At 64.8% G+C, this 25,378-nt stretch carries 25 protein-coding genes and 1 pseudogene; 8 read left to right on the forward strand and 18 right to left on the reverse strand.

Features of this window, described 5'->3' with window-relative positions:
• Window positions 1–106 precede the first annotated feature (106 nt).
• The 4 genes from LGM71_RS16190 to fae all read right to left on the reverse strand — a co-directional run bounded on the left by LGM71_RS16190 (window position 107) and on the right by fae (window position 4,710).
• Window positions 107–1,441, reverse strand: coding sequence for an MFS transporter (locus tag LGM71_RS16190; RefSeq protein ID WP_226115539.1), 1,335 nt, complete (start codon window positions 1,439–1,441; stop codon window positions 107–109).
• A gap of 145 nt (window positions 1,442–1,586) precedes the next feature.
• Window positions 1,587–3,038, reverse strand: coding sequence for an NAD-dependent succinate-semialdehyde dehydrogenase (locus LGM71_RS16195; RefSeq protein WP_226115363.1), 1,452 nt, complete (start codon window positions 3,036–3,038; stop codon window positions 1,587–1,589).
• Window positions 3,039–3,122: 84 nt separating this feature from the next.
• Entirely contained in the window at window positions 3,123–4,145 is a 1,023-nt protein-coding gene (locus tag LGM71_RS16200; protein WP_174910018.1) for an aldo/keto reductase, read from the reverse strand.
• A 40-nt stretch (window positions 4,146–4,185) separates the two neighbouring features.
• Complete coding sequence (gene fae, locus LGM71_RS16205) at window positions 4,186–4,710, reverse strand: formaldehyde-activating enzyme (protein ID WP_226115364.1); 525 nt, start codon at window positions 4,708–4,710, stop codon at window positions 4,186–4,188.
• Window positions 4,711–5,036: 326 nt separating this feature from the next.
• On the opposite strand from fae, the gene LGM71_RS16210 reads away from it, so the two are divergent.
• The 3 genes from LGM71_RS16210 (at window position 5,037) to LGM71_RS16220 (ending at window position 7,309) form a co-directional block, all read left to right on the forward strand.
• Window positions 5,037–6,050 carry a LysR family transcriptional regulator gene (locus LGM71_RS16210; protein ID WP_226115365.1) on the forward strand — a complete coding sequence of 338 codons (1,014 nt, stop codon included), beginning with the start codon at window positions 5,037–5,039 and terminating at the stop codon, window positions 6,048–6,050.
• 200 nt (window positions 6,051–6,250) lie between these two features.
• On the forward strand, window positions 6,251–6,601 hold the full coding sequence (locus LGM71_RS16215) for a hypothetical protein (RefSeq protein ID WP_174910014.1): 351 nt from the start codon (window positions 6,251–6,253) through the stop codon (window positions 6,599–6,601).
• A gap of 147 nt (window positions 6,602–6,748) precedes the next feature.
• The gene (locus LGM71_RS16220) at window positions 6,749–7,309 is read left to right on the forward strand and encodes a hypothetical protein (RefSeq protein WP_226115366.1); all 561 of its coding nucleotides are present in this window, start codon (window positions 6,749–6,751) and stop codon (window positions 7,307–7,309) included.
• Here LGM71_RS16220 and LGM71_RS16225 read toward each other — a convergent pair whose 3' ends face one another.
• Entirely contained in the window at window positions 7,310–8,185 is an 876-nt protein-coding gene (locus tag LGM71_RS16225; protein ID WP_059605089.1) for a LysR family transcriptional regulator, read from the reverse strand. It lies immediately after the preceding gene.
• A 160-nt stretch (window positions 8,186–8,345) separates the two neighbouring features.
• Between LGM71_RS16225 and LGM71_RS16230 the strand changes: the two genes are divergently transcribed.
• The gene (locus tag LGM71_RS16230; protein WP_226115367.1) at window positions 8,346–9,665 is read left to right on the forward strand and encodes a DUF3422 family protein; all 1,320 of its coding nucleotides are present in this window, start codon (window positions 8,346–8,348) and stop codon (window positions 9,663–9,665) included.
• A gap of 43 nt (window positions 9,666–9,708) precedes the next feature.
• On the forward strand, window positions 9,709–9,912 hold the full coding sequence (locus LGM71_RS16235) for a hypothetical protein (RefSeq protein WP_124903167.1): 204 nt from the start codon (window positions 9,709–9,711) through the stop codon (window positions 9,910–9,912).
• Between the two features lie 76 nt (window positions 9,913–9,988).
• Here the strand turns inward: LGM71_RS16235 and LGM71_RS16240 are convergent, their stop codons facing one another.
• From LGM71_RS16240 to LGM71_RS16285, 10 genes are all read right to left on the reverse strand, one after another.
• Complete coding sequence (locus tag LGM71_RS16240; protein ID WP_226115368.1) at window positions 9,989–12,001, reverse strand: phospholipase effector Tle1 domain-containing protein; 2,013 nt, start codon at window positions 11,999–12,001, stop codon at window positions 9,989–9,991.
• Window positions 12,002–12,016: 15 nt separating this feature from the next.
• Window positions 12,017–12,472: a DUF3304 domain-containing protein gene (locus LGM71_RS16245; RefSeq protein ID WP_059605098.1), complete on the reverse strand. Its 456-nt coding sequence runs from the start codon at window positions 12,470–12,472 to the stop codon at window positions 12,017–12,019.
• A gap of 17 nt (window positions 12,473–12,489) precedes the next feature.
• Window positions 12,490–12,957 (reverse strand): DUF3304 domain-containing protein, encoded by a 468-nt coding sequence (locus LGM71_RS16250; protein ID WP_226115369.1) that lies wholly within the window; start codon window positions 12,955–12,957, stop codon window positions 12,490–12,492.
• Window positions 12,951–13,604, reverse strand: a complete 654-nt coding sequence (locus tag LGM71_RS16255) for a hypothetical protein (protein WP_226115370.1) — start codon at window positions 13,602–13,604, stop codon at window positions 12,951–12,953. Before LGM71_RS16255 ends, LGM71_RS16250 begins: the two co-directional genes overlap by 7 nt.
• 15 nt (window positions 13,605–13,619) lie before the next feature.
• The gene (locus LGM71_RS16260; RefSeq protein WP_124903163.1) at window positions 13,620–14,075 is read right to left on the reverse strand and encodes a DUF3304 domain-containing protein; all 456 of its coding nucleotides are present in this window, start codon (window positions 14,073–14,075) and stop codon (window positions 13,620–13,622) included.
• Between the two features lie 17 nt (window positions 14,076–14,092).
• A complete protein-coding gene (locus LGM71_RS16265) occupies window positions 14,093–14,293 on the reverse strand; it encodes a hypothetical protein (RefSeq protein ID WP_124903161.1) in 201 nt (66 codons plus the stop codon).
• A gap of 13 nt (window positions 14,294–14,306) precedes the next feature.
• Entirely contained in the window at window positions 14,307–14,762 is a 456-nt protein-coding gene (locus LGM71_RS16270) for a DUF3304 domain-containing protein (RefSeq protein WP_151047097.1), read from the reverse strand.
• The gene (locus LGM71_RS16275) at window positions 14,756–15,184 is read right to left on the reverse strand and encodes a DUF3304 domain-containing protein (RefSeq protein ID WP_226115541.1); all 429 of its coding nucleotides are present in this window, start codon (window positions 15,182–15,184) and stop codon (window positions 14,756–14,758) included. Before LGM71_RS16275 ends, LGM71_RS16270 begins: the two co-directional genes overlap by 7 nt.
• A 79-nt stretch (window positions 15,185–15,263) precedes the next feature.
• Entirely contained in the window at window positions 15,264–16,295 is a 1,032-nt protein-coding gene (locus LGM71_RS16280) for a DUF4123 domain-containing protein (protein WP_226115371.1), read from the reverse strand.
• Window positions 16,296–16,309: 14 nt separating this feature from the next.
• On the reverse strand, window positions 16,310–18,862 hold the full coding sequence (locus tag LGM71_RS16285; RefSeq protein ID WP_226115372.1) for a type VI secretion system Vgr family protein: 2,553 nt from the start codon (window positions 18,860–18,862) through the stop codon (window positions 16,310–16,312).
• 166 nt (window positions 18,863–19,028) lie between these two features.
• Between LGM71_RS16285 and LGM71_RS16290 the strand changes: the two are divergent.
• Together LGM71_RS16290 and LGM71_RS16295 are read left to right on the forward strand one after the other, a co-directional pair.
• Window positions 19,029–19,307 (forward strand): annotated as a pseudogene (locus LGM71_RS16290) (hypothetical protein); the annotation flags it as partial.
• 62 nt (window positions 19,308–19,369) lie between these two features.
• Window positions 19,370–19,804, forward strand: a complete 435-nt coding sequence (locus tag LGM71_RS16295) for a GNAT family N-acetyltransferase (protein ID WP_226115373.1) — start codon at window positions 19,370–19,372, stop codon at window positions 19,802–19,804.
• A gap of 16 nt (window positions 19,805–19,820) precedes the next feature.
• On the opposite strand, the gene LGM71_RS16300 is transcribed toward LGM71_RS16295, so the two are convergent.
• A complete protein-coding gene (locus tag LGM71_RS16300; protein ID WP_226115543.1) occupies window positions 19,821–20,717 on the reverse strand; it encodes a LysR family transcriptional regulator in 897 nt (298 codons plus the stop codon).
• A 122-nt stretch (window positions 20,718–20,839) separates the two neighbouring features.
• Here LGM71_RS16300 and tam point away from each other — a divergent pair, with 122 nt between their 5' ends.
• A complete protein-coding gene (gene tam / locus LGM71_RS16305; protein ID WP_226115374.1) occupies window positions 20,840–21,625 on the forward strand; it encodes a trans-aconitate 2-methyltransferase in 786 nt (261 codons plus the stop codon).
• 41 nt (window positions 21,626–21,666) lie between these two features.
• On the opposite strand, the gene LGM71_RS16310 is transcribed toward tam, so the two are convergent.
• On the reverse strand, window positions 21,667–22,257 hold the full coding sequence (locus tag LGM71_RS16310) for a GNAT family N-acetyltransferase (protein ID WP_059605117.1): 591 nt from the start codon (window positions 22,255–22,257) through the stop codon (window positions 21,667–21,669).
• 604 nt (window positions 22,258–22,861) lie between these two features.
• Window positions 22,862–25,312 carry a phosphocholine-specific phospholipase C gene (locus tag LGM71_RS16315; protein WP_226115377.1) on the reverse strand — a complete coding sequence of 817 codons (2,451 nt, stop codon included), beginning with the start codon at window positions 25,310–25,312 and terminating at the stop codon, window positions 22,862–22,864.
• Window positions 25,313–25,378: the final 66 nt, after the last annotated feature.

Genomic DNA, 25,378 nt, shown 5'->3' on the forward strand with positions numbered 1-25,378 from the left:
TTCCGCATCACCGCATCACCGCGGCGCACGCGCTGTGCGTCGATGGTGTGTCGATGCGAAAGCTTGAGCGCGACGGCGCAGGCAAGCACGAAGCCTGCCTCCATCGTCAATGCCCCGACGCCTCCTCCAGCGTCAGGTGCTTCGTCTCCGGCGCCCACGCGATCGACACGATCATCCCCACCAGCAGCACGCCGGCCAGCGCGAACATCGTCGCGTGAAAGCCGAGCGTCGCGATGCCGACCGGCAGCAGGAAGGTGCCGATCGCCGAACCGAGCCGGCTGCACGCGATCGCCAGCCCGACGCCGCACGCGCGCACCTCGGTCGGAAAGCACTCGGGCGGGAACACGCCCACGAGGTTGCTGAACGCCGACATCGTCAGCGTGAAGATCGCGAACGCGACGATCATCGCGAGTGCGGCCGACGACGGCAGCACCGCCAGCGCGACGAGCGACGCGCACGTCACCGCGAACGAGCCGATCAGGAAGCCACGCCGCGACAGCCGGATCGTCAGCCAGATGCCGATCAGCGCGCCCAGCACGAGGAAGCCGTTCAGCAGCAGATCCGCGCCGAAACCTTCGGCGAGGCCGATCGTCGTCAGGATCGTCGGCAGGAACGTGTAAATCGCGAAATACGGAATCACGAGACACACGAAAAACGCGCAGTTGAAGATCGTCCGGCGGATCAGGTCGCGGCGGAACAGCCGCGCGAAGCCGCCATGCGCATGCGGCTCGGCCGAGCCATCGAGCATCACGTGCGGCCCGAAATGCTTCGCGACGATCGCGCGCGCCTCCTGCACGCGGCCTTTGCCGAGCAGCCAGCGCGGCGATTCGGGCGTGCCGATCCGCAGCACCAGCACGATCAGCGCGGGCAGCGCGGCCGACGCGAGCAGCCAGCGCCATGCATCGGGCGCGGCGTCGCTGTATGCGAGGCCGAGCACGTTCGCGGCGACATAGCCGATCGTCCAGATCACGCTGAACGAACCGAGCAGCGCACCGCGATGCTTGCGCGGCGAGAATTCGGCGAGGATCGCGTGGCCGACCGTGAAGTCGCCGCCCATCCCGAAGCCGATCAGCACGCGCAGCACGCACAGCTCGAGCGGCGAGCTCACGAAGAACTGCGCGAACGCGGCCGCGGTGATGATCACGAAACTCGTCAGGAAGATCTTCTGCCGGCCCATCCGGTCGGACAGCCAGCCGAACACGAGACTGCCGAAGAAGATGCCGATCAGCGCCGAGCTGCCGATCATCCCCATCCAGAACGCGTCGATCGGCATCTGCCGGCCGAGTGCGGCGAGCGCATAGCCGATCGTGCCGAGCGTGTAGCCCTCGGTGAAATGCGCGCCGAACGTCAGGCCCGCGATCTTTATGTGGAAACGGTTGAGCGGCACGTCGTCGAGCGCGACGGGGCGGTGCGGCGCATCGGCGCCGCGCGACAGCGGCAACGCGCGCGCGGTGCCGGATTGAACGTTGGCTTGGGTCAAGCTGCCTCCGGATTGGTATGCATGCGGCGCGCGGGCGTCGTGCGACGTCGCGAGAGCCGTGCGGGGCGCCGCGCGGCGCGGATCGACCGCGGAGAGCGGTCAGCGGTCAGCGGCCGAGGCCGGCCATCAGCGTGTACTTGAGTTCCACGTATTCGTCGAGGCCGTACTTCGAGCCTTCGCGGCCGAGCCCCGATTGCTTGACGCCGCCGAACGGCGCGACTTCGGTCGAGATGATCCCGTCGTTGATGCCGACCATCCCGCTTTCCAGCGCACCCGACACGCGCCACGCACGGCCGAGGTCGCGCGTGTAGAAATACGCGGACAGCCCGAACGGCGTGTCGTTGGCCGCGGCGATGGCTTCGTCCTCGGTCGTGAAGCGGAAGCAGCCGGCGACGGGGCCGAAGGTTTCCTCTTCGGCGATCAGCATGTCGGGCGTCATGCCGGTCAGCACGGTCGGCTCGTAGAACGTGCCGCCGAGCGCATGGCGCTTGCCGCCGACGAGCACGTTCGCGCCCTTCGCGGTGGCATCCGCAACATGCCGCTCGACCTTGACGAGCGCCGCTTCGTTGATCAGCGGCCCCTGGTCGACGTCGCCCGCCAGCGCGTTGCCGACGCGCAGCTTGCGCACGGCATCCGCAAGCTTGCGCGTGAACGCGTCGTACACGCCGTCCTGCACGAGGAAACGGTTGACGCACACGCAGGTCTGCCCGGTGTTGCGGAACTTCGATGCGATCGCGCCAACGACCGCCGCATCGAGATCGGCATCGTCGAACACGATGAACGGCGCGTTGCCGCCGAGTTCGAGCGACAGCTTTTTCAGCGTGTCGGCCGACTGCTTCGCGAGCAGCTTGCCGACCCGCGTCGAGCCCGTGAACGACAGCTTGCGCACGACGGGCGAACTCGTCAGCGTCTCGCCGATCGCGACCGCATCGCCCGACACGACGTTGAACACGCCGGCCGGAACGCCCGCGCGCTCGGCGAGCACCGCGAGCGCGAATGCCGACAGCGGCGTTTCCTCGGACGGCTTCAGCACCATCGTGCAGCCGGCCGCGAGCGCGGGGCCGGCCTTGCGCGTGATCATCGCGAGCGGGAAATTCCACGGCGTGATCGCCGCGACGACGCCGACCGGCTCGCGCGTGACCACGATCTGCGCGTTCGGCTTCGGGCTCGGGATCACGTCGCCGTACATGCGCTTCGCTTCTTCCGCGAACCATTCGAGAAAGCTCGCCGCGTACGCGACTTCGCCGCGCGCTTCCGCGAGCGGCTTGCCCTGTTCGAGCGTCAGCAGCTCGGCGAGTGCGTCGCGGTGTTCGAGCATCAGTTCGCCCCAGCGCTTCACGCGGGCGCCGCGCTCCTTCGCGGTCAGCGCGCGCCACGCGGGAAAGGCGCGGGCTGCCGCATCGATCGCGTGCTGCGTGTCGTCGGCGCCGCCTTTCGCGACCTTCGCGATCGTCTCGCCGGTCGCCGGGTTCAGCACCGGATAGGTCGCGTCGCTCGCGCCGTGCGATTCGTGCCATTCACCGCCGATGTAATGGCCGGTCCTCAGAAATTCGTTCATCGTCTGTTGTTCCTTCAGTGCCTTCAGTGCCTTCAGTGCCTTCAGTGCCTTCAGTGCCTTCAGTGCCTTCAGTGCCTCGATACTTCAGTCCGCCGCGAAACTGCCCTGCGCCGGGCGCGACTCGCGCGCGATGCGCTTGCCGGCCGTGTAGTCGTTGATCAGGTCGCACGGCGTGTAGTTGCGTTCCAGCTCGTGCAGTTCCTCGTCGGTGAGTTGCGTTTCGAGTGCGCCGAGCGCGCTGTCGAACTGCGCGACGGAATCCGCACCGACCAGCATGCTCGCGATGCCGGGCCGGCTCAGCACCCACGCCTGCGCGATCTGCGCGGGCGGCACGCCGCGCCGCTTCGCGACCTTCGCGACCGATTCGGCGATCGCGAGCGACGACGCATCGCCATACATCTGCGCGGTGAAGAAGTCGGTCTGGTTGCGCGTCGACTGCGGCTCGCAGGTCAGCAGGCCGCGCGCGAGCGGGCTGAACACCGACACGCCGACGCCCTGGTCGATGCAGTACGGCACCATCTCGCGCTCTTCCTCGCGATACGCGAGGTTGAGCTGCAGCTGCATGTTGATCGGCTTGTCCCAGCCGTTGCGCTCGCACGCCTGCATGATCTTCGCGAACTGCCACGTGTACATCGTCGATACGCCGATGTAGCGCGCCTTGCCCGCGCGCACGATGTCGTGGAGCGCGCTCATCGTTTCCTCGACGGGTGTGTTCACGTCGAAGAAGTGCAGCATGAAGATGTCGACGTAATCCATCCCGAGCCGCTTCAGCGACCCGTCGATGCCGTCGAGCACGTGCTTGCGCGAATGGCCGCCGGCGTTCGGATAACTGCCCATGTCGTAGCCGACCTTGGTCGTCACGACGAGCTCCTCGCGGCGCGCGTTGCGCTTCAGGATGCGGCCGACCACTTCCTCGCCGACGCCCGTCGAATAGAAATCCGCGAGATCGATGAAGTTGACGCCGGCGTCGAGCGCGCGGCGCACGATCGGCTCGCTCTGCGCTTCGTCGAAGATCCACGGCTTCCATTCGGGGGTGCCCATGTTCATCGTGCCGAGACACAGGCGGGACACCTTCAGGCCGGACTGGCCGAGGCGGACGTATTCCATGCTTCCTCCTGGTGCGGCCTTGCCGGCCGTTCGTTGTCTGTCAGTTCTTTTTCGGCGTGTAGAACGGGTTCGACACGTCGCGCGCGGCGGCGAACACCGCGTCGCGATGCGGCAGCCCTTCCATCGCGGCGACGATCGCGTTACGGCACGCGCGGTAGTTGTTCTCGAACACGGCGTCGAGATCGTCGGTCTGCGGGTTGACCCAGTTCGCCGATACGACGACCCAGTCGTTTTCCGCTTCGGGCGGCAACGTGCCGTTCTCGAGCGCTTCGGCCACGGCCTTCGCGATGCCGGCCTGCGATGCGCCCCACGTCGCGTTGCCGTGGAAGTCGCCGGCGATCTGCGCCTTGTTCACGTACAGCGTGAGCGGCTTGGTCGGCACGCCCGGCTGCGCGATCACGACGAACGGCGCGTGGCCGGCCGACGGCGTTGCGAGCGCGGTCGCGAAGGCCTGCCCGGCCGGGCCGTTGCGCGGGCCGACCAGCACGTTGATGTGCGCGAGGTTGACGCCGGGGCCTTCGAAGCCTTCGCCGATGTAGAGCTGCCTGGGTTGGGGTGCGGTCATTGCGGTGTCTCGTCGATGAGGTTGGGTGTGAGGCGATTGTGGTGGGCCGCTCGGCGGCCGGTGAATCGATGTTTCCTGATCGGGTTATGAGTTTTCGTCGTCTCCGGGAAAGCCCCTGGCCCGGCGCGCAAACGCCCGCCGGGCGTGCCGCGGCCGCCGCCGCGACGGCATGCGGGGCGGGATCGGCGGGCGGTTTTTCGCGTGCAGGCTCCGGGTTTGTCATACCCGGGCAGGGGTTGGAGGGCCGAGTGCATCCGGACAACAATCGGCGTACTCCGAGCCCTATCTTTCGTCTTCCCATTTCTTTTCGAAAGCGAGTAATTCCGATGGCTGCCATTGAGAAACCTGTCGCTTCGCGCCAGCCCCCTCGAGCGGGGCACGCCCCCAAGGGGACTTCCGTCGGGGCGGAAAACCTTGGGCGGCCCGGCGTTTTCTCGAAGCCGGACTGGTCGAAGCTGACTTCGCTCGATCCGGAGCTGATCCGGGCATTCGTCGCCGTCGTCGAAAGCGGCGGCTTCACCGCGGCGGCCCGGCAACTGCATCGCACGCAGTCGACGATCAGCCTGCGCATCCGCACGCTCGAGGAGCGGCTCGACACACACCTGTTCATGCGCAACAGCCGGCGGCTCGAACTGTCGCGCGACGGCGAGAATTTCCTGATTCACGCGCGGCGGATCATTCAGGTGCAGAACGACGCGATCATCGCGCTGAAGCAGACGAGCAGCGACCGCGGCATCGTGCGTTTCGGGCTGCCCGAGGACTACGCGGAGCTGTGGCTGCCCGACCTGCTGAAGTCGTTCTATGCGCTGCGGCCGGGCGCGCGCCTGCACGTGCATTGCCGGACGTCGCTCGAACTGCTCGAACGGCTGCAGGCCGGCGAGCTCGACGTCGCGCTCGTCGTTCGGCATGGGCAGAACGCGGGCGGGCGGCTGCTCGGCCGTCACGACGTCGTGTGGGCCGCGCACCGGGATTTCGCGCTCGGCCCGCATGCGTCGGTGCCGCTCGCACTGTTTCCCGAGACATGCTGTTACCGGCAGCGCGGGCTGCAGGCGCTCGCGACGGCCGAGCGGCCGTATCACGTCGTCTATACGAGCCAGAGCCCGACCGGCATCAAGATCGCGGTGAACCACGGCGCGGCCGTGACGATGATCGATCGCTGCACGCTGCCCGAGAACTGGCGCGTGCTCGATGACGCGGACGGGCTGCCGCCGCTGCCGGCGGCCGATCTCGAACTGCATCGCTCGCCCGGCATCTGCGACCCGCTGACCGACGACCTCGTGTCGCTGATCGAATCGATGGTCGACGAGCGGCGGCGCGCATCGCTCGAGGCGTTCGCGTAGCGGCGGGACCGGGGCGCGGGCGAGCCTGACGCGAAGGGCGCGATCCTGGCGCGTGTGCGTCCACCGTGCGGCCCGCTGACGGCGGGCCGTGGCCCGCATGCCGTTTTTTGCACTGCGGCGCCGTTTTTTTGCATGACGTTTACGCGGTCTCTTCTAAGCTGGGCATGTGTCGAACAGCCGAGACGGCTTCCGTCCGCTCCATGACCTTCATTCATCCCGTTCCCGCCTTCGACGTCGCCGGCCGCCAGTTGCGCGCCGGCGCACGCGACAACGTCATTCCGTTCCTGCCTGCGCGCCCGCGCCTGCAGTTGCCCGTTACGCTGAATGCCGACTCCGGCGAACCTGCGCGCGCCCGCCTCGCGGCGCTGCTGCATTCTCCGCTCGGCGTGTATGTCGTCAGCGCGCGCGCCGTGCGCGACGTGATCCATGTGTGCTTCGAGATCGCGCCGGAGGATCTGGACTTCACGCTGCACATGCTGATCGCGCAGCAGGCCGATGCGGTGATCGGGCCCGTCGCGCGCCGGTTGCGCATCGGGCCGCAGGCCCGGTGAGCCGGGAACGGTTATTGCGCGTTCGTTGCCTGTTGCTCGATTGATTCGCCGCCGGATCGCCGGTCGCGGTGCTGTCCGGCCGCCCGCCGGCGGCGGATGTTCGTGCGCCGCGTCGCGCGCGGCGCCGATTCTGAATACGGAGTGTCCATGTACTTCACGGAAGAAGTGCGGCTCGCGCGGCCGGCAAATCGCCGCGTGCGGACGGCGTCGCTGCCGTCGGGGCGGCAGCTCGCGCGGCAGCTCGTGACGACGGTCCGCGTGGCCGAAGTGCTGCTGCATCAGGCGATCGTCGTGCCCGACGGCCATCAGTGGTCGGTCGACACCGAGAGCGTCGACGCAGCCGGCGGGCCGCTCGCGGCCTGGGAGACCTGTGTGACGTTGCGGATCGGCAAGGCGTTCGCGCTGGCGGTCAGTCCGGCCGGGCGGGTCAACGATCCCGATCAGGTCTCGGTCGAGATCCGTCTCTGTCTGCCCGAGCAGGCGTACCTGGACGAGCGGCGCGTGAGCATCTTCGGCCGCCGCCACGGCAACCGGTTCGGCGCGACGCTGTCGGTCGCGTCGGGCGCGCAGTGGGGCCGGCAACGTGCGGAGCATGTCGCGCCGGAACACGCGCACGTGCGCGGCGATACGCTCGAAGCACTCGTCGATGCGGTCGCGGCGAACATCAACGCGGCGCTGGCCGCGGCGGGATTCGGCGCGACGCGCTGATCACGCGTCGGCGGTTTGCCCGGTTTGCCGCTGCAGGTCTTCCATCAACTGCTCCGCGAGAAAGTCGCACGGCGGGCGCTTCGATTTCGTGCTGCGCGCGAGGATCAGCTCGAGCGGCGGCAGATCGGGCAGCCCGTGTGAGCGGCCGAGCATCGACAGCTGCGCGGGGATCGCGCAGCGCGCGAGCGGCGCGACCGCGAGCCCCGCCTCGACCATGCTGAGCAGCCCGAGCAGGCTCGGGCTTTCATAGGAGGTGCGGTACGGCACCTTCGCGCGTTCGAGGCTGCGGATCGCGTTCTCGCGCGCAACGCTGCCCGGCATGAACACCGCGATCGGCAGCGGCCGTTCTTCCCACACGCGCGGCCCGTTCGTCATCGCGGCCCATGCCATCGGCTCGTGGCGGATGAAGTCGCCGGTCAGCCCCTTGATGCGCGTGCCGCACACGAGATCGACGGTGCCTTCCTTGATCAGCGGCGCGAGCGCGCTGCTCGGCAGCCCCATCACCTGGATCTCGACCTTCGGGTAGGTCGCCGAGAATTTCTTCAGGACCGACGGCAGCAGCGACGACGCATAGTCGTCCGGCACGCCGATCACGACCTTGCCGGTCACTTCCGGCCGCACCACGGCCGCCCACGCCTCGTCGCGCAGCGCCAGCATTCGTCTGGCGAATCCCAGCAGCACCTCGCCTTCGCGCGTCAGCACGATGCTGCGCGGCTTGCGCACGAACAGCGGCCGGCCGATCGCGTCTTCCAGGCTCTTGATCTGCATGCTCACGGCCGACTGCGAGCGGTTCACCGCTTCGGCGGCGCGGGTCATGTTGCCGGTTTCCGCGACGGCGACGACGGTGGCCAGCACGTCGTGATCGAGCATCTTCATGGGTATCAGGAAAACTGAACGTAACGATCAGCATTATGCGTTTTTATTGTTGCTGTGTGTCTGCCATAGTGGCATCGAGCCTGCCGTATCGTTCGATGCGGTGCGGCCAACACGCCGGCGAGCCCGGCACGCAGCGTTGAACAGGAAGAGTGGTATACCAATGATGGATCATCCGTTGCGCGCCGCGCTGGCCGCGGAATTGCATGCCCGGCCGTTCCTGCGGCTTGCCGAAGCCGTGTCGCTCACGCATTACGCGATCTACGCGGACGGCCAGCCCGATATCCACGAAACGCTGCTGCACGCACTGTGCCGTGACACCGGCATTGCCGTGCCGCAGGACGGCGCGACCCACCTTGCGGTGCAGTCGCCGTGCGGCTGGCATCTGAAGTGGGAGCGGCACACCGAATTCTCGACGTTCACGTTCGTCGCGCCGCGTCGCGACACCGGCTACTTCGACGATCTCGCGATCGAAGGGATTCCTGCCGCGTGGTTCGCGCGGCTCGCGGGCATCCGCTTCGTCGCGGTGCGCATGGAGCTGCTGACGGGCGACGCCGCGCGGCTCGTGTGCGGCGACCTGCGCCGCTGGATCGACGGCCCCGCGCTCGTCGGCAGCAACGTGCTCGGCGGTGGCAAGGTGTACTGCGACTGGCACGTGCGCGACGACGGCTTCATGCGCTTTCTCGTCGTCGACGAGGATTTTCGCGAGGAGCAGGGCGGCCGACTGCTGCAGCGCCTGTATGAAATCGAGACGTACCGGATGATGGCGCTGCTCGCGTTGCCCGTCGCGCGCCGGATGAGCCGCGAGCTCGACGAGATCCACGCGGCGCTGCACGCATTGATGCAGCGGATGGACGCGAGCGGCGCAGACGGCGACGACACGGCGCTGCTCGTCAAGCTCACGCATCTCGCGGTGCGGGTCGAATCGCTGTCGGGATCGGGCGCACGTTTCAGCGCGTCGCGTGCGTACGAAAAGCTCGTGCTGGCGCGCATCCACGAATTGCGCGAGGAACGCATCGAAGGGATGCCGACGATCGCCGAATTCATGGAACGCCGCTTCGCGCCGGCGATGGAAACCTGCCGCAGCGTATGGGCGCGCCACGAGCAGATCGCCGCACGGATCGCGCGAGCGGTCGACCTGCTGCGCACGCGCGTGAATCTCGCGCAGGAAAAGGACGTGACGCGCTTGCTGGCCGGCATGGAGCGCACCGCGCGCAATCAGCTTCATCTGCAGCACGCGGTCGAAGGGTTGTCGGTGGCGGCCATTTCGTACTACGTGCTGTCGCTCGCGACGGCGGCGTTCAAGGCCCTGCACGTGATGAACCTGCCGGTCGATCCCGAACTGGCGGAAGGCCTGCTGATCGCGCCGGTCGTGTTCGCGGTGATTCACATCACGCGGCGCACGCGGGCGCAGCTGGCGCGATCGGAGGCGGCGCACGATGGCATGCCGGTGCAGGCGGCGGCATTGAAGCAAGTTGGTTAGAACATCGAAAACATAAACAGATAAAACAGGTAAAGGAGTGGAGATGACTTTTTCGCAGAAGCAACCGGGGTTTTACAGCGATTTCGATGCCGCGTTCGACGAACCGGCACCGGATGAGCCGGGCGCGCCGGAAGCGCCGCGCGTGACCTCGTATCAGGCCGTGCTGCAGGAGCCGATGACGTCGCTCGTCGGGAATACGCTCGACCGGCCGGACGTCGCGGCGGTGGCGATTCTCGGGTACAACTGACGCGGGGCCGGATGCGGTTGGCACCCGGTCGCGTGTGCGGCCGGGCGGGCTTGCTGATTGGCGTGGTGTGTACTGCTCAGTCGCCGGAGAGGTCGCCGATCGACGCGCCGTGCGGAATCTGGCCGGACGTGACCTGCCTGACGTATTCGTCCTGCGCATCCTTGATGTTCTTCGATACGTTGCCGAGGACTTTTTTCACGTAGTCCTTCGCGGCGTCGGTCTGGCGTGCGATCCAGCCTTTCTCCTCGATTTCGCGCAGTTGCATGAATACGCCGTCGCCGAGCGACACGTTGTTGAATGGCGTGATCGTGTTGTGTACGAAGTTGTCGAAGAACGCGATGACTTCCGGTGACAGTTTTGGCGGGTGCACCCATGCGGTGGCCAATGCGCGCACGGTCTTGTCCGAGATGTCGTCGACTGTCCGGCGTTCGCCGAAGGTGAACTGCGGGACTTTGGAATTCGGATCCTGGCTCTTGTAGTACCAGTCCCGGCCCTCATAGTTTGGCAAGCCGCCGCCGTGCGGGAAGACCGCGTTGTAGACGTCGGCGTCCACGGTGTTGATGAACAGGCTGTTGCCGGTGCTTTCGTGCGCGGTGCGATCGTGGACGTAACGTGCCCATGACACGAACAGCTTCTGGTGCTCGAGAAAATGCGTTTCGAGCGGGCCGCTCGATTTCGGCAGCATCGCGGTGTAGGCCGCGAAGAGGTCATTGACCGTGAGATTCTTGCCGTTGACGTTGACGGTTTTTCGAAACTCGAATTCTCTCGCGAACGTGGGATTGACCTGGCGAAGTTTGGCTAGCGGTTGAAGTGGCACGCCGGCAGCCCATGCCCGATCGAGCATGTTGCGTGCGGATATGCGTGCCAATTCGGCCGACTTTTGATCGTCGCCTTCTCGAAAGCCGCCACCGACATCCGACTGGCTGCCTGGATAGACGATTTCGAGCAAGTTCTTATGATCTGGCGATTTCCTCGGAGAATCTAGGTTCTTGTAAAACCGCAATTCCGTTGCCGCAACATGATGAACGATCGACTTGAATTCCTTCTGGATATCGAATTCTCCAAGCGATTGCTTGGATAGGCTGAGAAACAGGCTCAGTCCCTTGATGCCGATACTAAGACCTTTTCCTCCAGCTGGCACGACGCCCAGGACGGGAGCGACAGCCTTGGTGAAAATCGAATCGGCAAAGGATGTTGAAACACAATCGAAGAGTCCCATAAAATCAAATTCGACTGGGATCCCTTGATATGTCACTTTGCCGTCTTTCTGCTTACATACCTTCCCAATCAAATCGTTCGCGAATTTCCGGGCCATGGCACCGCCGCGGTCATATCCGAAAACTGCCACGCGGATGCGCTTGATTTCTCGAGGGTCGTTGTCGTGTGCTCGTTTGAAGTTGGCCTCGAAGTCGGCGAGGGCTTGTCGCACGCGGATATCGAAGCCAGTTCCCATATAGGCAGCCGAGAATTCGCTGTCGCGTACAGATGGAACTGAGTCGGCGACGATCGTTATGCCCTGCCCGAGGAGGTCGAATCCGACCTTCTTGATCGTCAAAGACTCCTTTATCGTGGCTTTGAAAGTGCTGGGGGCATTGCTGATGGCATTGTGGATCACGGATGTACCGTGAGCGACAATTGTCTGTTCTCCCCGACTGGCAAGCGCATTCTTGCCGGCTTCGGTGACAATTTTCTTACCGGGATCCTTGATAAATTTGTCCTGTGCTTCCTTGCTTAATGCGGACGCGGTATCGGTTGCCACCTTCTTGAGGGTACCGGTTGTTTGAGTCGACAGGTCTCGACCCATTCCCTCGTAGTACGTCGCGTAGATGCCTAGCTCATCGCTGCTTTTTGCGTGGGCGTTATAGAGTCGACCAATATTCGAAAGATGATCTAGGTCGTCAAGGCTTTGTCCGAATCCATCAAAAAAAAAGCTCAGGTAGATTTCTTGAACACAACGAAAACATGGTGTCGGCGGTTCAGGCGGAAGTTGATTGCTGACACTGGCGGCTCGGGCAACACGTGATGCACCGGATGCGGAGTCAGGCTGACCGGGTGCAGCGCTTTGCGCATACGCAGTTTCGTTCGACATCCTTCCCTCGCTATCCTAGTTGGTATTCGGAATATGCGGCTTCGTCGGCAGTTCGACCCACTTGGCGTCGATTTTTCTGTCCGGCAAGAAATGAAATTCGATGTATCCGTCGTGTTTGTTTGGCAAAGAGGGAACCGGGATATCTGTTTCGTATACGTCGTTAGGCAAATCTTTTTTGTACTGCTCCTGGGTCAGTTCGTAGACGATCTTGATATGCCATGTCTTTCTGTTTCGTGGCACGCTCATGCAACATACCGTTCCTCCGCCTCCGCCGGATTCATGTGCGTTGGAACCGCCGGCACCAAAGCCATCGATCGTGAAAAGCGCAATGCTTCGATCTGTATAGTTGTAGCCCGTAACGCGATAAGGACCGTAGCTCGTTGTCTGCGCATGCACCCACCACGCCCCGCCGAGCAGGAGCACCGCGACGACGATCGGGTTGCGAATGAGACGGCGAAGAAAATTCAGCATGTCGATGTTCCTGTCATTCAGTTCGTCGTGGACGACGCGTTGCTCGTGGTATTCGGGTTGCGCGGACCGGTCGGGTATTCGACCCATTGGGCTTCGATTTTGCGGTCGGGCAGGAAATGGAACTCGATATAGCCGTCGCGTTTGGTTGGCAGCTTCGGGATGGCAATGTCCGTCTCGTAGATTTCCGGCGACAGATTCCTGGCATCTTCTTCAGGCGTCAGGTCGTATGTGACCTTGAGGTGCCAGGTCTTCTTGTCGCGCGGCACCTCCATGCAACAGGCCATGCCTCCACCGCCGCCGAATTGACGGGCGTGCACACTGCCGGCACCGAAACCGTCGACTACGAAGTTGTACACACCCCGGTCGGTGTAGTTGAAACCCGCGACGCGATACGGCCCGTCGCGCTCGGCATGTGCCTGCATACCCCACAGGCCGCCAGCGATCGCGATCCCTATTGCAGCCACCCGACGCATTCCCCTCAACATCCGCCTCTCCCGCCACTCAACCGGCTTCGGGCTGCGCAACCACCGCCGCCGTCATTGCCTGCTGCCGCTCGGCCGCATAACCCGCCAGCGGATGCCCATCTTTTCAGAGAAAACGAGTCTTTTATATTGTTTTTCGCTGTAGTGCCAGCGGCAGCGGTACCTTCGAGAATCGCGGATCTGGCTCGGGTCAGTAGACCTTTGTCGCCGGCGTCGTTCATTGCCCGTTTTCGGATATCGTCGGCGACGGCCTTGGCAGGCCCTTTCAGAAACTTGTCGCTCGCCATCTTCTCGGCGGTGGACGCGATGTCGCTTGCCACCTTCTTGCCGGTGCCGACCGTCTGGTTGGCAAGGTCGCGGCCCATCCCGTCGTAGTACATCTTGTAGATGCCGCGCTCATCGTTTGTTTCTTCGTGTGCATTGAACAGTCGAAGGATATTCGACGGGTGATCGACATCCTTTAGCCCTTGCGCAAATCCATCAAAAAAGAAGGATTGGTAGATTTCCTGATGGCAGCGAAAGCAAGGGCTTGGCGGTTCGGGGGGAAGCTGCGCGCTGACGCTCGCTGCGCGCGATGCACGGGAGGCACCGGAGGCGGAATCGGATTGGCTTGAGTTGGCGCTTTGGGCAGGACTGGTTTCGTTCGACATGCTGCGCTCGCTATCTTAGTTTGCGTTCGGGATGTTTGCCTTGATTCGACGTTCGACCCACTGCGCCTCAATCTTTCGATCGGGCAGAAAATGAAATGCGATATACCCGCCATGCTTGTTTGGCAGAGGGGGAACGGGAATGTCGGTTTCGTAAACCTCATTCGGCACATTCTTTTGAGCCTGCTCTTTGGTCAAGTCATAGATGATCTTGATATGCCAGGTCTTTTTCCCTCGAGGGACATCCATGCAGCATACGATGCCACCGCCTCCTTGGGATTCGTGCGCATATGATCCCCCTGCGCCGAAATCGTCGATCTGAAAGCTGTAGATGCTTCGATCCGTGTGGTTATAGCTAATGACCCGATACGGTCCGTATCCTCCTGTCTGCGCATGCACCCACCACGCCCCGCCGAGCAGGAGCACCGCGACGACGATCGGGTTGCGAATGAGACGGCGAAGAAAATTCAGCATGTCGATGTTCCTGTCATTCAGTTCGTCGTGGACGACGCGTTACTCGTGGTATTCGGGTTGCGCGGACCGGTCGGGTATTCGACCCATTGGGCTTCGATCTTGCGGTCGGGCAGGAAATGGAACGCGATATAGCCGTCGCGTTTGGTTGGCAGCTTCGGGACGGCAATGTCCGTCTCGTAGATTTCCGGCGACAGATCGGGGATTGTGTCGTTAGGCATGCTTTCCTCCCGGTTACTGCAAGTTCGGATTGTGAGGGTCAGTCGGCAGTTCGGCCCATCGCGCTTCAATTTTCTGTTTCGGCAAGAAATAGAATTCGATGTATCCGCCATGCTTGTCAGGAAGCGGCGGAATAGCAATGTCCGTCTCGAAGATGTCGTTGGGAAGGTTGTTTTTGTATTGTTCTTGAGTCAGCTCATACTTGAGTTTGATGTGCCAGGTTTTCTTGCCCCGAGGTACATCCATACAGCATACGGTTCCACCGCCACCGCCTGGCTTATGCGCACGCACGTTACCTGCGCCAAATTCGTCGATCTTGAAACTGTAGATACTGCGATCGGTGAAGTTATAACCGATGACGCGGTACGGGCCGAAATCTGTGGTTTGCGCATGCACCCACCACGCACCACCGAGCAGCATCACGGCGATCGCGATCGGGTTGCGAATGAGACGGCGAAGAAAATTCAGCATGTCGATGTTCCTGTCATTCGGTTCGTCGTGGACGACGCGTTGCTCATGGTATTCGGGTTGCGCGGACCGGTCGGGTATTCGACCCATTGGGCTTCGATCTTGCGGTCGGGCAGGAAATGGAACTCGATATAGCCGTCGCGTTTGGTTGGCAGCTGCGGGATGGCAATGTCCGTCTCGTAGATTTCCGGCGACAGATTCCTGGCATCTTCTTCAGGCGTCAGGTCGTATGTGACCTTGAGGTGCCAGGTCTTCTTGTCGCGCGGCACCTCCATGCAACAGGCCATGCCTCCACCGCCGCCGAATTGACGGGCGTGCACAGTGCCGGCACCGAATCCGTCGACTACGAAGTTGTACACACCCCGGTCGGTGTAGTTGAAACCCGCGACGCGATACGGCCCGTCGCGCTCGGCATGTGCCTGCATACCCCACAGGCCGCCAGCGATCGCGATCCCTATTGCAGCCACCCGACGCATTCCCCTCAACGTCCGCCTCTCCCGCCGCTCAACCGGCTTCGGGCTGCGCATCCACCGCCGCCGTCATTGCCTGCTGCCGCTCGGCCGCATAACCCGCCAGCGGATGCCCATCCAGCAACTCCGTCCACACATCAGCGTCGACAGCCGCAAGGGTGTCCGACAATGGCGGCGGATCGTCCCCGCGCGCCGCAATCTGCTCGGCGATCGCCGGATGCACGTCGAACGCCGGATGCACGTTCATCCCGACCAGCACGAAATACGCGAGATCGTTCTCGTTCGCGAGCCCGTACCGCTCCCGCGCCCGCGCGACCAGATCCTTCACATAGCGAATGCCCCAGCGGTCCGGCACGGCCGACATCGGCGGCAGGAATTCGTCTCGCAACTGGAAATAGAGCGTTTCCGCGAACCCTTCGCGCGCGAGCGCGTCGTACTGCGAGTCCGTGAACACGATCGGCGTCGCGGCGGGCGCGGGCAGCGGCCCATGTTCCTCGCCGGCCACCGCCTCCCACGGATCGAACCGGTAACGCAGCTCGACGAATGCGGCCAGCAGTTCGCGCCGTTGCGCAGGCGTCAGGACCGGCACGAGGATTTCGAGGATCGACGGATCGTAGTAGCGCAGCAGCGCCTGGCGCGTATCGGGCAACGTCGCCTCGGCAAGCGGGTGCAGATAAGCGGCGAGCTCGGGCAACGCATGGCCGGTCGCGAGCCAGACGACGAGATCCGAATCGCCGCCGGCATTCAACAGGTCGAGCATCGTCGCGCGCGATGCGTCGTCGTCTGTGGTCAGGTCGAGCAGGAACGGGCCGATTTCAGGCCGCGACGCCTCGAGCATCGTGGTGGGATACAGCGACTGCCACGCGATGCCCCGCGCTCGGGCCGCATCGAGCATCGTGTCGTCCAGCGCGCCGTCGACGAGCGCCAGCAGGCGCAGCGGGCGCGTGTGAGCGGCTTGCCGCGTGCGATGCCAGTCGCGCAGGCCGTCGTGCCGCTGTGCGGCGGTCGTGCGCGGCCACTGCGCCGGCAGCGGCAACGCGCGCGTCAGATCGTGAAACGGTTTCATGGAGGCGGCGGATTTCATGTGCGGGGCGTCAACGCGGACTTCATTTTCGCAGCGCTGCGCCGGCATTCCGAACACACGCCTTCGGGCAGGCGCGGCAGTGGGTAGTCGGTACTGGCCGGGCCCGAGAAGCTGTGGTTGCCACCCTTGAAATCCACCTTGCCGGGCGCGTGGATCTCGATGTTGCCGTTGCCGATGCGGATATACGCGCCGCCGGACGTCAACAGGATCGGCTGCTTTGACGCGAGGTCGATCTGCGCCGTGGCGGCGACGATCTTCACGGTTTTCTGCGCGGTGAGTTCGACATCGTCGTCGTGCGCGCGGATCTCGATCTTGCCCTTGCCGGCGAACAGCTTCATCCCGGCGTTCTGCGCGAACAGGCTGATCGACGAGATCACGCTCGCGACCAGCGATTTCCCCGCCGCGATATGGGTGTTCTGGCCGCTGACGACGTTGACATGCCGGTCGGCAACCATCTGCAGCGATTGCTGGCTGGCCATCCCGATGCCGGCCGGGCTGCCGAACAGCATCACGGGCTGCGTGAACGCGTTCGCGTTGCCTGTGCCGCCGCCTGCCGTGCGTCCGCCCGATGCGGTACCGGGCACGCTCTGCTGGGTCGCGTCGGTGAACGTCTTCAGCGCGTCGCGACCGGGTTTCAGCGTGTCGGCCTGATGCGTCTCGCTCACGTCGGACAGCGATTCGAGCAGGCTTTCGCCGCCGACGAGCTGTTGCTGCGTCTCGCGCACGTCGAGCGGCTGGCTCGACACGGTCTGCGGATGCGTCGTCACATACAGGCCCTGGTTCGCGCGCACGGCGCCGTATGCATCGGTCCTCAGGTCGAAGCCGCTGCCGACGTACGCGCCGCGCGTGTTGCCGGACTGTTCGATCAGATAGCCGACATGCAGCAGGCTGTTCGCCGTGCTGCTGTAGAGCTGTGCGCGGTTCTGCCCGGTCGCGTCGTCCATCACGAGCTGGTTGTAGCCGCTGCCCGCGTATTCCTTCGAGCGGAAGCCGGACAGCAGCCCGTTCGTGTGCCACTGCGGTTGGGTCGTGCCGTTGTAGAGCCGTGCCGTGACGATCGGCCGGTCACAGTCGCCGGACATCCAGTCGACGACCACTTCCTCGCCGATGCGCGGCACGTGCACGCTGCCGTACCCGCCGCCCGTGTCCGACGACGCGACGCGCAGCCAGCACGACGCGCGCTCGTCGCCTTCGTTCAGGCGATCCCAGTGGAACCGGACCTTGATCCGGTTCAGTTCGTCGGTATGCACTTCCTCGCCCTTCGGCCCCGCGACGGTCGCGGTCTGCAGGTGCATCTCGGGTTTCGGATGCTCGAACGGGCTGCGGAACGGCACCGTCTGGCGCTGCGCTTCGATTTCGACGAGATAGAAACCCTCGCTGCCATCGGCGTGGCGCACGGTCATCGCGCCGGCCGCGTCGCCGAGCTGCGCCTTCATCGCGTCGAACTGCGCAGCCAGCCCGTGCGGAAAATGCGTCGGCGTGGCCGGGATGTTGTTCCTGATCCACCAGACCGTCTCGACGACGGCGAACCGGTTGCCGTCCTGTTCGGCGGGCGGATGGGCAGGATGGTCGGTCAGTTCGAACACCCGGCCCGCGTCGATGCCGCGCATGCCACCGATCCCGTGAAACCGCTTCGCGCGCGATTCCCATTCTTCCATCCGGATGGTCGACTGGCGGTTGCCGTCACCTTGCGCGCCGTATGTATAGGCGCCCGTGTACGTGTAGACCTCGGCCTGGTCCGGCAGGTCGCCCTGGTTCGGCCTGGCCGGGATGTCGGTGCCTTTCGGATTGAGCGCGGAGCCGGGCGACTTGTAGTCGAACGTGCGCGTCGTGTAACGGCTGCTTTGCAGTGTGCGCGTGCCTGACCACTGGATCAGCGCCTGGGTCTCGTCGCCGGCGGCCGCGCGCTGGAATGGCACGCGCGACGGTACCGCGGCGGGCAGCGAGTGGAGCGAATCGGTGATCACCAGCGTGTGGTGGGAGCCGTCCGGGGCCTGCTCGAAATAGCCGAACAAGCCTTCGTCCTCGAGCAGGCGATGGACAAAATTCCAGTCGTCCTCGAATTGCATGCAGAACGAACGGTTTCGCAGCGGCGCGGAGAGTGCAAAACGGAACATCCCGCCGGCTTGCGGATGCTGATTGAATACGTCGGTAATGATTTCGTCGGCAGTGCGGTCCTGCCAGATGCGCTGGTCGCGGCGATACCGCAGGAAGCCGAGCCACGACATGAAACGGATCTGGTATGCGGTGATGCCGCCGTCGAAGCCGAGCCGGCGTGCGGTCTGCACGTAGCCGTGCCACGGCAGGTATGCGTCGCCGTGCGGTTCGACCCATAGCGTGACGGGCTGCGCGATCAGCTTCTTCAGCTCGATGTTGTCGCGGGTCGAGACGGCATCGACCGTCATCGAGAAATCGCGGCCGAGCCGCGACGCGCCGTGAACTGTCTGGGGCAGCAGCACGTTCTGGCCCAGCGGTGTATCGAGCCTGAGCAGGCGACCTTGTTGAAACAAGCCGCCGCCGATTGCGCGAACGAGTTCTTGTGAATTCACCGTCGTGGCCCTCTTGGATCGAGAACGATGAGCGGCGTCTCTCTCGCCGGATTTATCGTAGGAATGCTCTCGGTTGGCGATTTTACCGGATAAATCGGAATATTTCGGCATCCGGGTGGCTGCTTGTATATGGGGACATAGTCGGCTGACTGAGTGCTTCGTGGTGACGCTGCCGCTGGTCGTGTTCTCGCGCGTGCGGCTGGAGCCGAATCCGGAGATGAACGCGCCGGCGACGCGGTTCATCACGGCGGTGACGATCGGCGTGAACGTCGTGAACCAGATGCTGATCGCGCACGAACGGTGCGGGGTGGCCGACTTGAAGGCGGCGTTTGCTGCGGCTCGAGCGGGCTCCCGGCGTCACGAAGCGGCGGGCTCCGTATGTGCCCGTCGTTTGGATGGTCGTCAAGATCGGCACGGTCTCGCGCTGCGGGCGAACGCGCTATAGTCGTGCGACGCCCGCCGCGAACACTGCACGTTCGGCGGCTCATTCACGCACGTCTCCATTCCATGACCGCGCATCCCGCCGTTTCCCTTCAGCTCACCGACGCCGAACAACCGGCTGCCCGCGATTTCATCAGCCGCAAGCTCGGCGAATTCAACCACGCGATGACGGGCCGCAGCGACACGGCGGCGCTCGACATCTACGTGACCGATCCCGCGACCGGCGAGGTCCTGGGCGGGCTCACCGGCCGAACCTCGCTCGGTCTCTTCTTCGTCGACCTCTTTTATCTGCCGGAATCGCTGCGTGGCGGCGGCTTCGGCAGCCGGCTGCTGCGCGAGGCTGAAACGGAGGCGAAGCGGCGCGGATGTGCCCGCGCGGTGCTGTACACGATTACGTTCCAGGCGCCGGATTTCTACCGCAAGCACGGGTACGAGGTGTTCGGCGAAGTGCCGTGCGAGCCGGAAGGGGCGGCGCGTGTGTTCATGGTCAAGACGCTATGAACGACGTTGCCTGACGTCACCGCGCCGGCGTCGCGCGCTCGACGATCATGTCGTACAGCGCCTGCGCCGCGGGCGACAACTGCGCGGCCCGGCGCTTGACCAGCACGAGCGTGCGCGACACCGACGGCTCGACGAGCTCGATCGTGCGGATCATCGGATACGCGTTCTTCTGGATCGCGAGCTTCGGCACCACGGCCGCGCCGAGGCCTTCGGCGACGAGGCCGAGCGCGGTCGAACTGCGCTGCACTTCGTAGAACGAATGCAGCGTCACGCCGCTCGTCTTCAGCGCACCTTCGAGCAGCCCGCGATTGCCGCTCACTTCGCCAGCGAAGATCAGCGGATGCGGCTGCAGCGTGGCCCAGCGGATCCGTCGACGCTTCGCGAGCGGGTGATCGTCGCGGCAGACGAGCACGTACGGATCATGCGTGAGGGGCACGCTGACGAGTTCGGGGTGCTGGTCGCCCGCGATGCTGATCCCGAATTCCGCTTCGCGGCGCAGCACGGCCTGCAATACCGACGCCGACGCGTGGTCGAGGATCTTCACGCGATCGTGCGGCCGGTGCCCGGAAAACGCACGCAGAATACGGGGGAGATACTGAACGCCGACCGTCGGCACGCACGCGATCGTCACGTCGCCGCGCTGGCTCAGGCCCGTTTCGCGGATTTCGGTCAGCGCATCCGACAGCTCGTTCAGCAGCCGGCGCGCCTGCGGCAGGAAACGCCGGCCGATTTCGGTGAGGGTGGTGCGGCGTGTCGTGCGCTCGATCAGCGCGACGCCGAGAAACGACTCGAGCTTGCGCAGCCGTTGCGTGATCGCCGTTTGCGTGACGTGCAGCGTGTCGGCCGCCTGCCTGAAGCTGCCGCCGTCGGCGATCGCGACGAAAGCCTGGACACCGAGCGTATCGATTTTCATCAGAAACATGAATCAATAACGATATTAAATTCATTTTACTGAAGAACAGCGAGATCGCAGAATGCGCTGCATCGATGGCTGTCGGTATTCCGGCACCGTCCACGCCGACCAGGAGGCTTACCGTGACGACCCCACTCGATCAATACGCCAACCAGTACGTGCGATTCGAAGACGAACGCACGCGGCCCGTGCGCGACCTGCTGGCCGCCGTGCCGGATACGCGGATCCATACCGCGATCGACATCGGCTGCGGGCCCGGCAATTCGACCGAAGCGCTGATCGCGCGCGCACCCGACGCGACGGTTCGCGGGATCGACGCGTCGCCGGACATGATCGCGGCCGCGCGCAAGCGCCTGCCCGCGCTGCGTTTCGATCTCGCGGATGTCTCGGTCTGGGACGATCCGGGCGGCTACGACCTGATTCTGTCGAACGCGGTGCTGCAATGGGTGCCCGCGCACGACACGCTGTTTCCGTCGCTCGTCGGCCGGCTCGCGCCGGGGGGCCATCTCGCGGTGCAGATGCCCGACAACCTCGACGAACCCGCGCACCGGCTGATGCGCGAGGTCGCCGCGGGCGGGCGATGGGCGGACAAGCTCAAGGGCGCGGCGCGCACCGAACGGTTCGACGCACGGTATTACTACGCGCTGCTGTCGCCGTTGTGTTCGCGGGTGGATGTCTGGCGCACGACTTACTACCATCCGTTGCGCGGCGGGGCCGATGCGGTCGTCGAATGGTTCAAGGGCAGCGCGCTGCGGCCGTTTCTCGCGGCGCTGGACGAAAGCGAGCGCGACGCATTCGTCGCGCGCTATCGTGATGCGCTCGCTGGTCCGGACGGCTATCCGCTGCTCGACGACGGCACCGTGCTGCTGCCGTTCCCGCGCCTGTTCATCGTCGCGACGCGGAAGTAAGACGAAACCAGGACCGGGGCGGTGCGGCGGCCGGTCGTCGGTCAGGACAGCGGCCGCATCGATTCCGGATCGACCGTCCGGCTCTTCGCGGACTGCCCGTCACGCAGATCCTTGTACCAGAAGAGGGCGACTTCCCCGTCATTCGCGCCGTCGGCGTACAGGAAGCGGTCGTGGCCGCCGATGACGAAGCCGGCGCGCGCGTACGTGCAGCAGGCCGCGACGTTGTTCGCCTGCGTTTCCAGCCGCATGAAGCCGAACCCGCGGTTGCGCGCCCATGCTTCCGCGGCCGCCAGCAGGAACTGGCCGATACCTTGCCGCCGGCAACCGCGGTCGACCGCGAGTTCCGCGATCTCGGCCATCCCGTTCCAGCTTTCGGTGATCGCGACGAATCCCGCGAGGCGCCCGCCCGCGCTGGCGCGGAACAGCGCGGTGCCGCCGGACGCCTCGCGCGCCCAGCCGGCCGGGTCGAATCCGTAGTCCTTGCGCCGCACGGGCAGCGCGCGCAAATCGAGCAGATCCTGGTACGGCGCATTCAGCTCCCACGCGATCTCGAACGAAAAGTCGCATCCGTTCAGTTCGTCGGCGGGCAGATCGCCCGCCTGTTCGATGCTGATGTGCTCGGCTCGGTCCATGTGTCGGTGTCCTGTCTTCAGCGGGATTGCCGGGTATTCCCCCGGGGCGAGCGCCGCCGCCTTGCGGCGAGCCGGATCGCGCCCGTTCCTGATTCGAATTGCTGCGCTCGCACAATGCTTCCCTTCGCGGCGCGGTTCAACGCCCGATTATGCGGGATATCGGCGGCGACGCCGCACCTGGAGCGGGTATGCAACCACGCCATGCATCGGCGCGGAACGCGAGATAGTCGGCGGTGCGTATCGAAATGATGATCGACTGCACCGACCGACATTCACCGGCACGGGAACACCATGTTGAATTCGACGCAGCGGGAAGCCGTCGGCGAAGCGTTTTCGCTCGACGCGATGCGGCACGCAAGAACGATGACGTGGCACGCCGTCGACGCGATCGCGGATACGGGGCATCGCGACAGCGATTTTCCGCACGCGATCCACAAGGCGGGCAATCTCGGCGATTTCGGCGGCGCGCCGGCCACCGGGCCGTGGATCCTGGAAATCCGAAAACGCGCATCCGACACGGCGGTTCGGCGCGCTCTACGAAGACTTGCTGATGCGAGCCCCGGCCGAGCGACGCGCGCAGTGAGCGCGCGTCGCCGGCCGCTCGTCAGATGCTGATCGCGACCGGGCCTGCCAGCGGCGTGTAGCCGTCGTCGAAGAGGAACCACGCATCGTACTGGCCCGACGCCAGCGCGCTGTTCGCCGTGGACGAGAAGAGCAGCGAGCCCGTGCTCTTCGGCAGATACGCCCACGACTTGTAGCCGCCCTTGGTCGGCTGCGCGCCGCGCGGGTAGATGCCGACCCAGTTCTTCGGGCTGTGGCGCCAGGGTGGCACCACGTAGTCGAACCGCAGCGTGCCGTACGACGACCCCTGCGACGACAGCGCGGGCACGAACTTCCCGTTCGTATTGCCAATCGCCGAATCGGTCAGCAGCGCGCCCGCTTGCGTCTGCACGCAGCCGGCCACGCGGCGCAGGAAGTTCGGATCGTTCGCGTCGCGGATGCTCGCGTCGAACCAGCCTGCGTCGCCGTACCACGTGACGGCCTGCGTCGCGCCGGCCGGCACGCTGACCGACTGCGGCGTGTTCATGCCGTACGCGTTGTCGACGAGCTGGAACGTCGTCGGGCTCGATCCGGCGGTGTTGTCGAGCGTGATCTGCACGTTGCCGTTCTGCACGTCATAACAAAGGCTCACTTCGGCCGACGAACCGGTATTTCCCGACGCGCCGACGTTGCCACGGAACGTCTGCAGGAATCCGTTCGGCCCGTAGACCGAATAGTCGTAGCCGCCGGCCGAATTCAGCGCGAGCGAATCGGACAGGGTCGTGCACGCGTTCGCGCCGGCGCCGATCGTGTATTGCCGCGGGATCGTGCTGGTGCCGTCGACCCACGCCTGCAGATGCACGCCCGCCGTGCCGGTATTGGTCATCGTCAGCGCGAGCGTCTTGCCGGACCGGTTGACCTTGCCCTGCACGAAGAACTCGTACGGCAGCCGGCATGCCGCATTGCGGCCGGTCGTTTGTGCCGGCACCGCGGTGGTGGTCGCCGGCGGGATGACGACCGTCCAGCCGTTCGGGTCCATGTTGCTGGCCGGGCTCGGGATCGCAGGCACCGTCTGGTCGGGATTCGTGAAGTCGAACGCCGACGTGAGGTCCCCGCACACGGTGCGCCGCCACGGCGTGATGTTCGTTTCCTGCAGCCCGAAACGCGTTTCCAGAAAGCGGATCACCGACGTGTGATCGAACACCTGCGAGTTGACCTTGCCGCCTTTCGACCACGGCGAGATCACGAACATCGGCACACGCGGGCCGAGGCCGATCGGCACGTCGCCGCTGGCCGAGCCGTCGGACGCCGCGCCGCTGCTGCCGACGAATTCGGCCGCGGTCGAGACCGTCGACAGGCCGGTGCCCGCGTATGCGCTGGATGGCACGGCGGGCGGCACGTGATCGAACAGGCCGTCGTTCTCGTCGTACATCACGAGCAGCACCGTGCTGGCCCAGACCTTCGGATTCGACGTCAGCACGTTGAGGACGTTGCTCACATACCATTCGCCGCCGCTCGCGGCCCACGACGGATGTTCGCAGTACGCATAGGGCGCGGCGATCCACGATACCTGCGGCAGCGTGTCGTTCGCGACGTCCGCCTGCAACTGGCTGAACAGGCGCGTGTCGTATTCGGTGCCGCCACCCGTCGGGTCGATTTGCGTGCCGTTGAGCGCCGGCGCAAGCGGATCGTTCGCGCCGAGGTTCTGGTACTGCCTGAAGTTGAGGATGACGTTGTCACCGTAGTTGCCGTTCCACCAGAGATCCTTGCTGGAGCCGTTGTATTCGCCGTAACCGTGAGCGGCATCGAGCCCGTTGCCCTTGTCCTGATAGAACTTCCACGTGACGCCGGCTTCATTCAGCCGTTCCGGCATCGTGGTCCAGCCGGTGCCGGTCATCGTGTTGGTCGTGTACGGTGAATAGCCGGGCACGTTGCCGCAGCAACCGGTCCACAGATACAGGCGGTTCGGGTCGGTCGGCCCGAGCATCGAGCAGTGGTAGCTGTCGCACACGGTGAAGGCGCTCGCCAGCGCGTAATAGAACGGGATGTCGTTCTGCGTGAAGTAGTACATCGTGCCGCTGGTCTTCGCGCCGGCCCAGTTGTCGTAGCGGCCGTTGTTCCATGCGCTGTGCGTGCCGTTCCAGCTGTGGTCGAGGTCTCCGTAATAGGTGTCGCCGTTCGCGCTGCCGGCCGGCGGCGACGGGTTGAACGGGAACACGTACGACAGCAGCCACGGCTGGCGCCAGACCGGATACCCGCTCGAGATCACGACGGGGCGCGGATCGCCGAAGCCGCGCGCGCTGCGCAGCGTGCCGAGGTAGTGGTCGAACGACCTGTTTTCCTGCATCAGGATCACGACGTGCTTCACGTCCTGGATCGTGCCGGTGACGGTTGCAGCCGGAATCGACTGCGCGCGGAGGATGCTCTCGGGTAGCATGCCGGTGACTGCTGTGGCGCCCGCGAGCTTCAGCGCATCGGCCAGGAACTGACGTCGTGTCGTGGATTTGTTTTGCATGTTCGCTCTCTGTCATGAATGGCCGGACGCCGCCGCGCTTCAAACGCCGCGCGTTGCAATGGCAGT

It is taken from the genome of Burkholderia sp. AU33545, from assembly GCF_020419685.1.
GTDB lineage: Bacteria > Pseudomonadota > Gammaproteobacteria > Burkholderiales > Burkholderiaceae > Burkholderia > Burkholderia diffusa.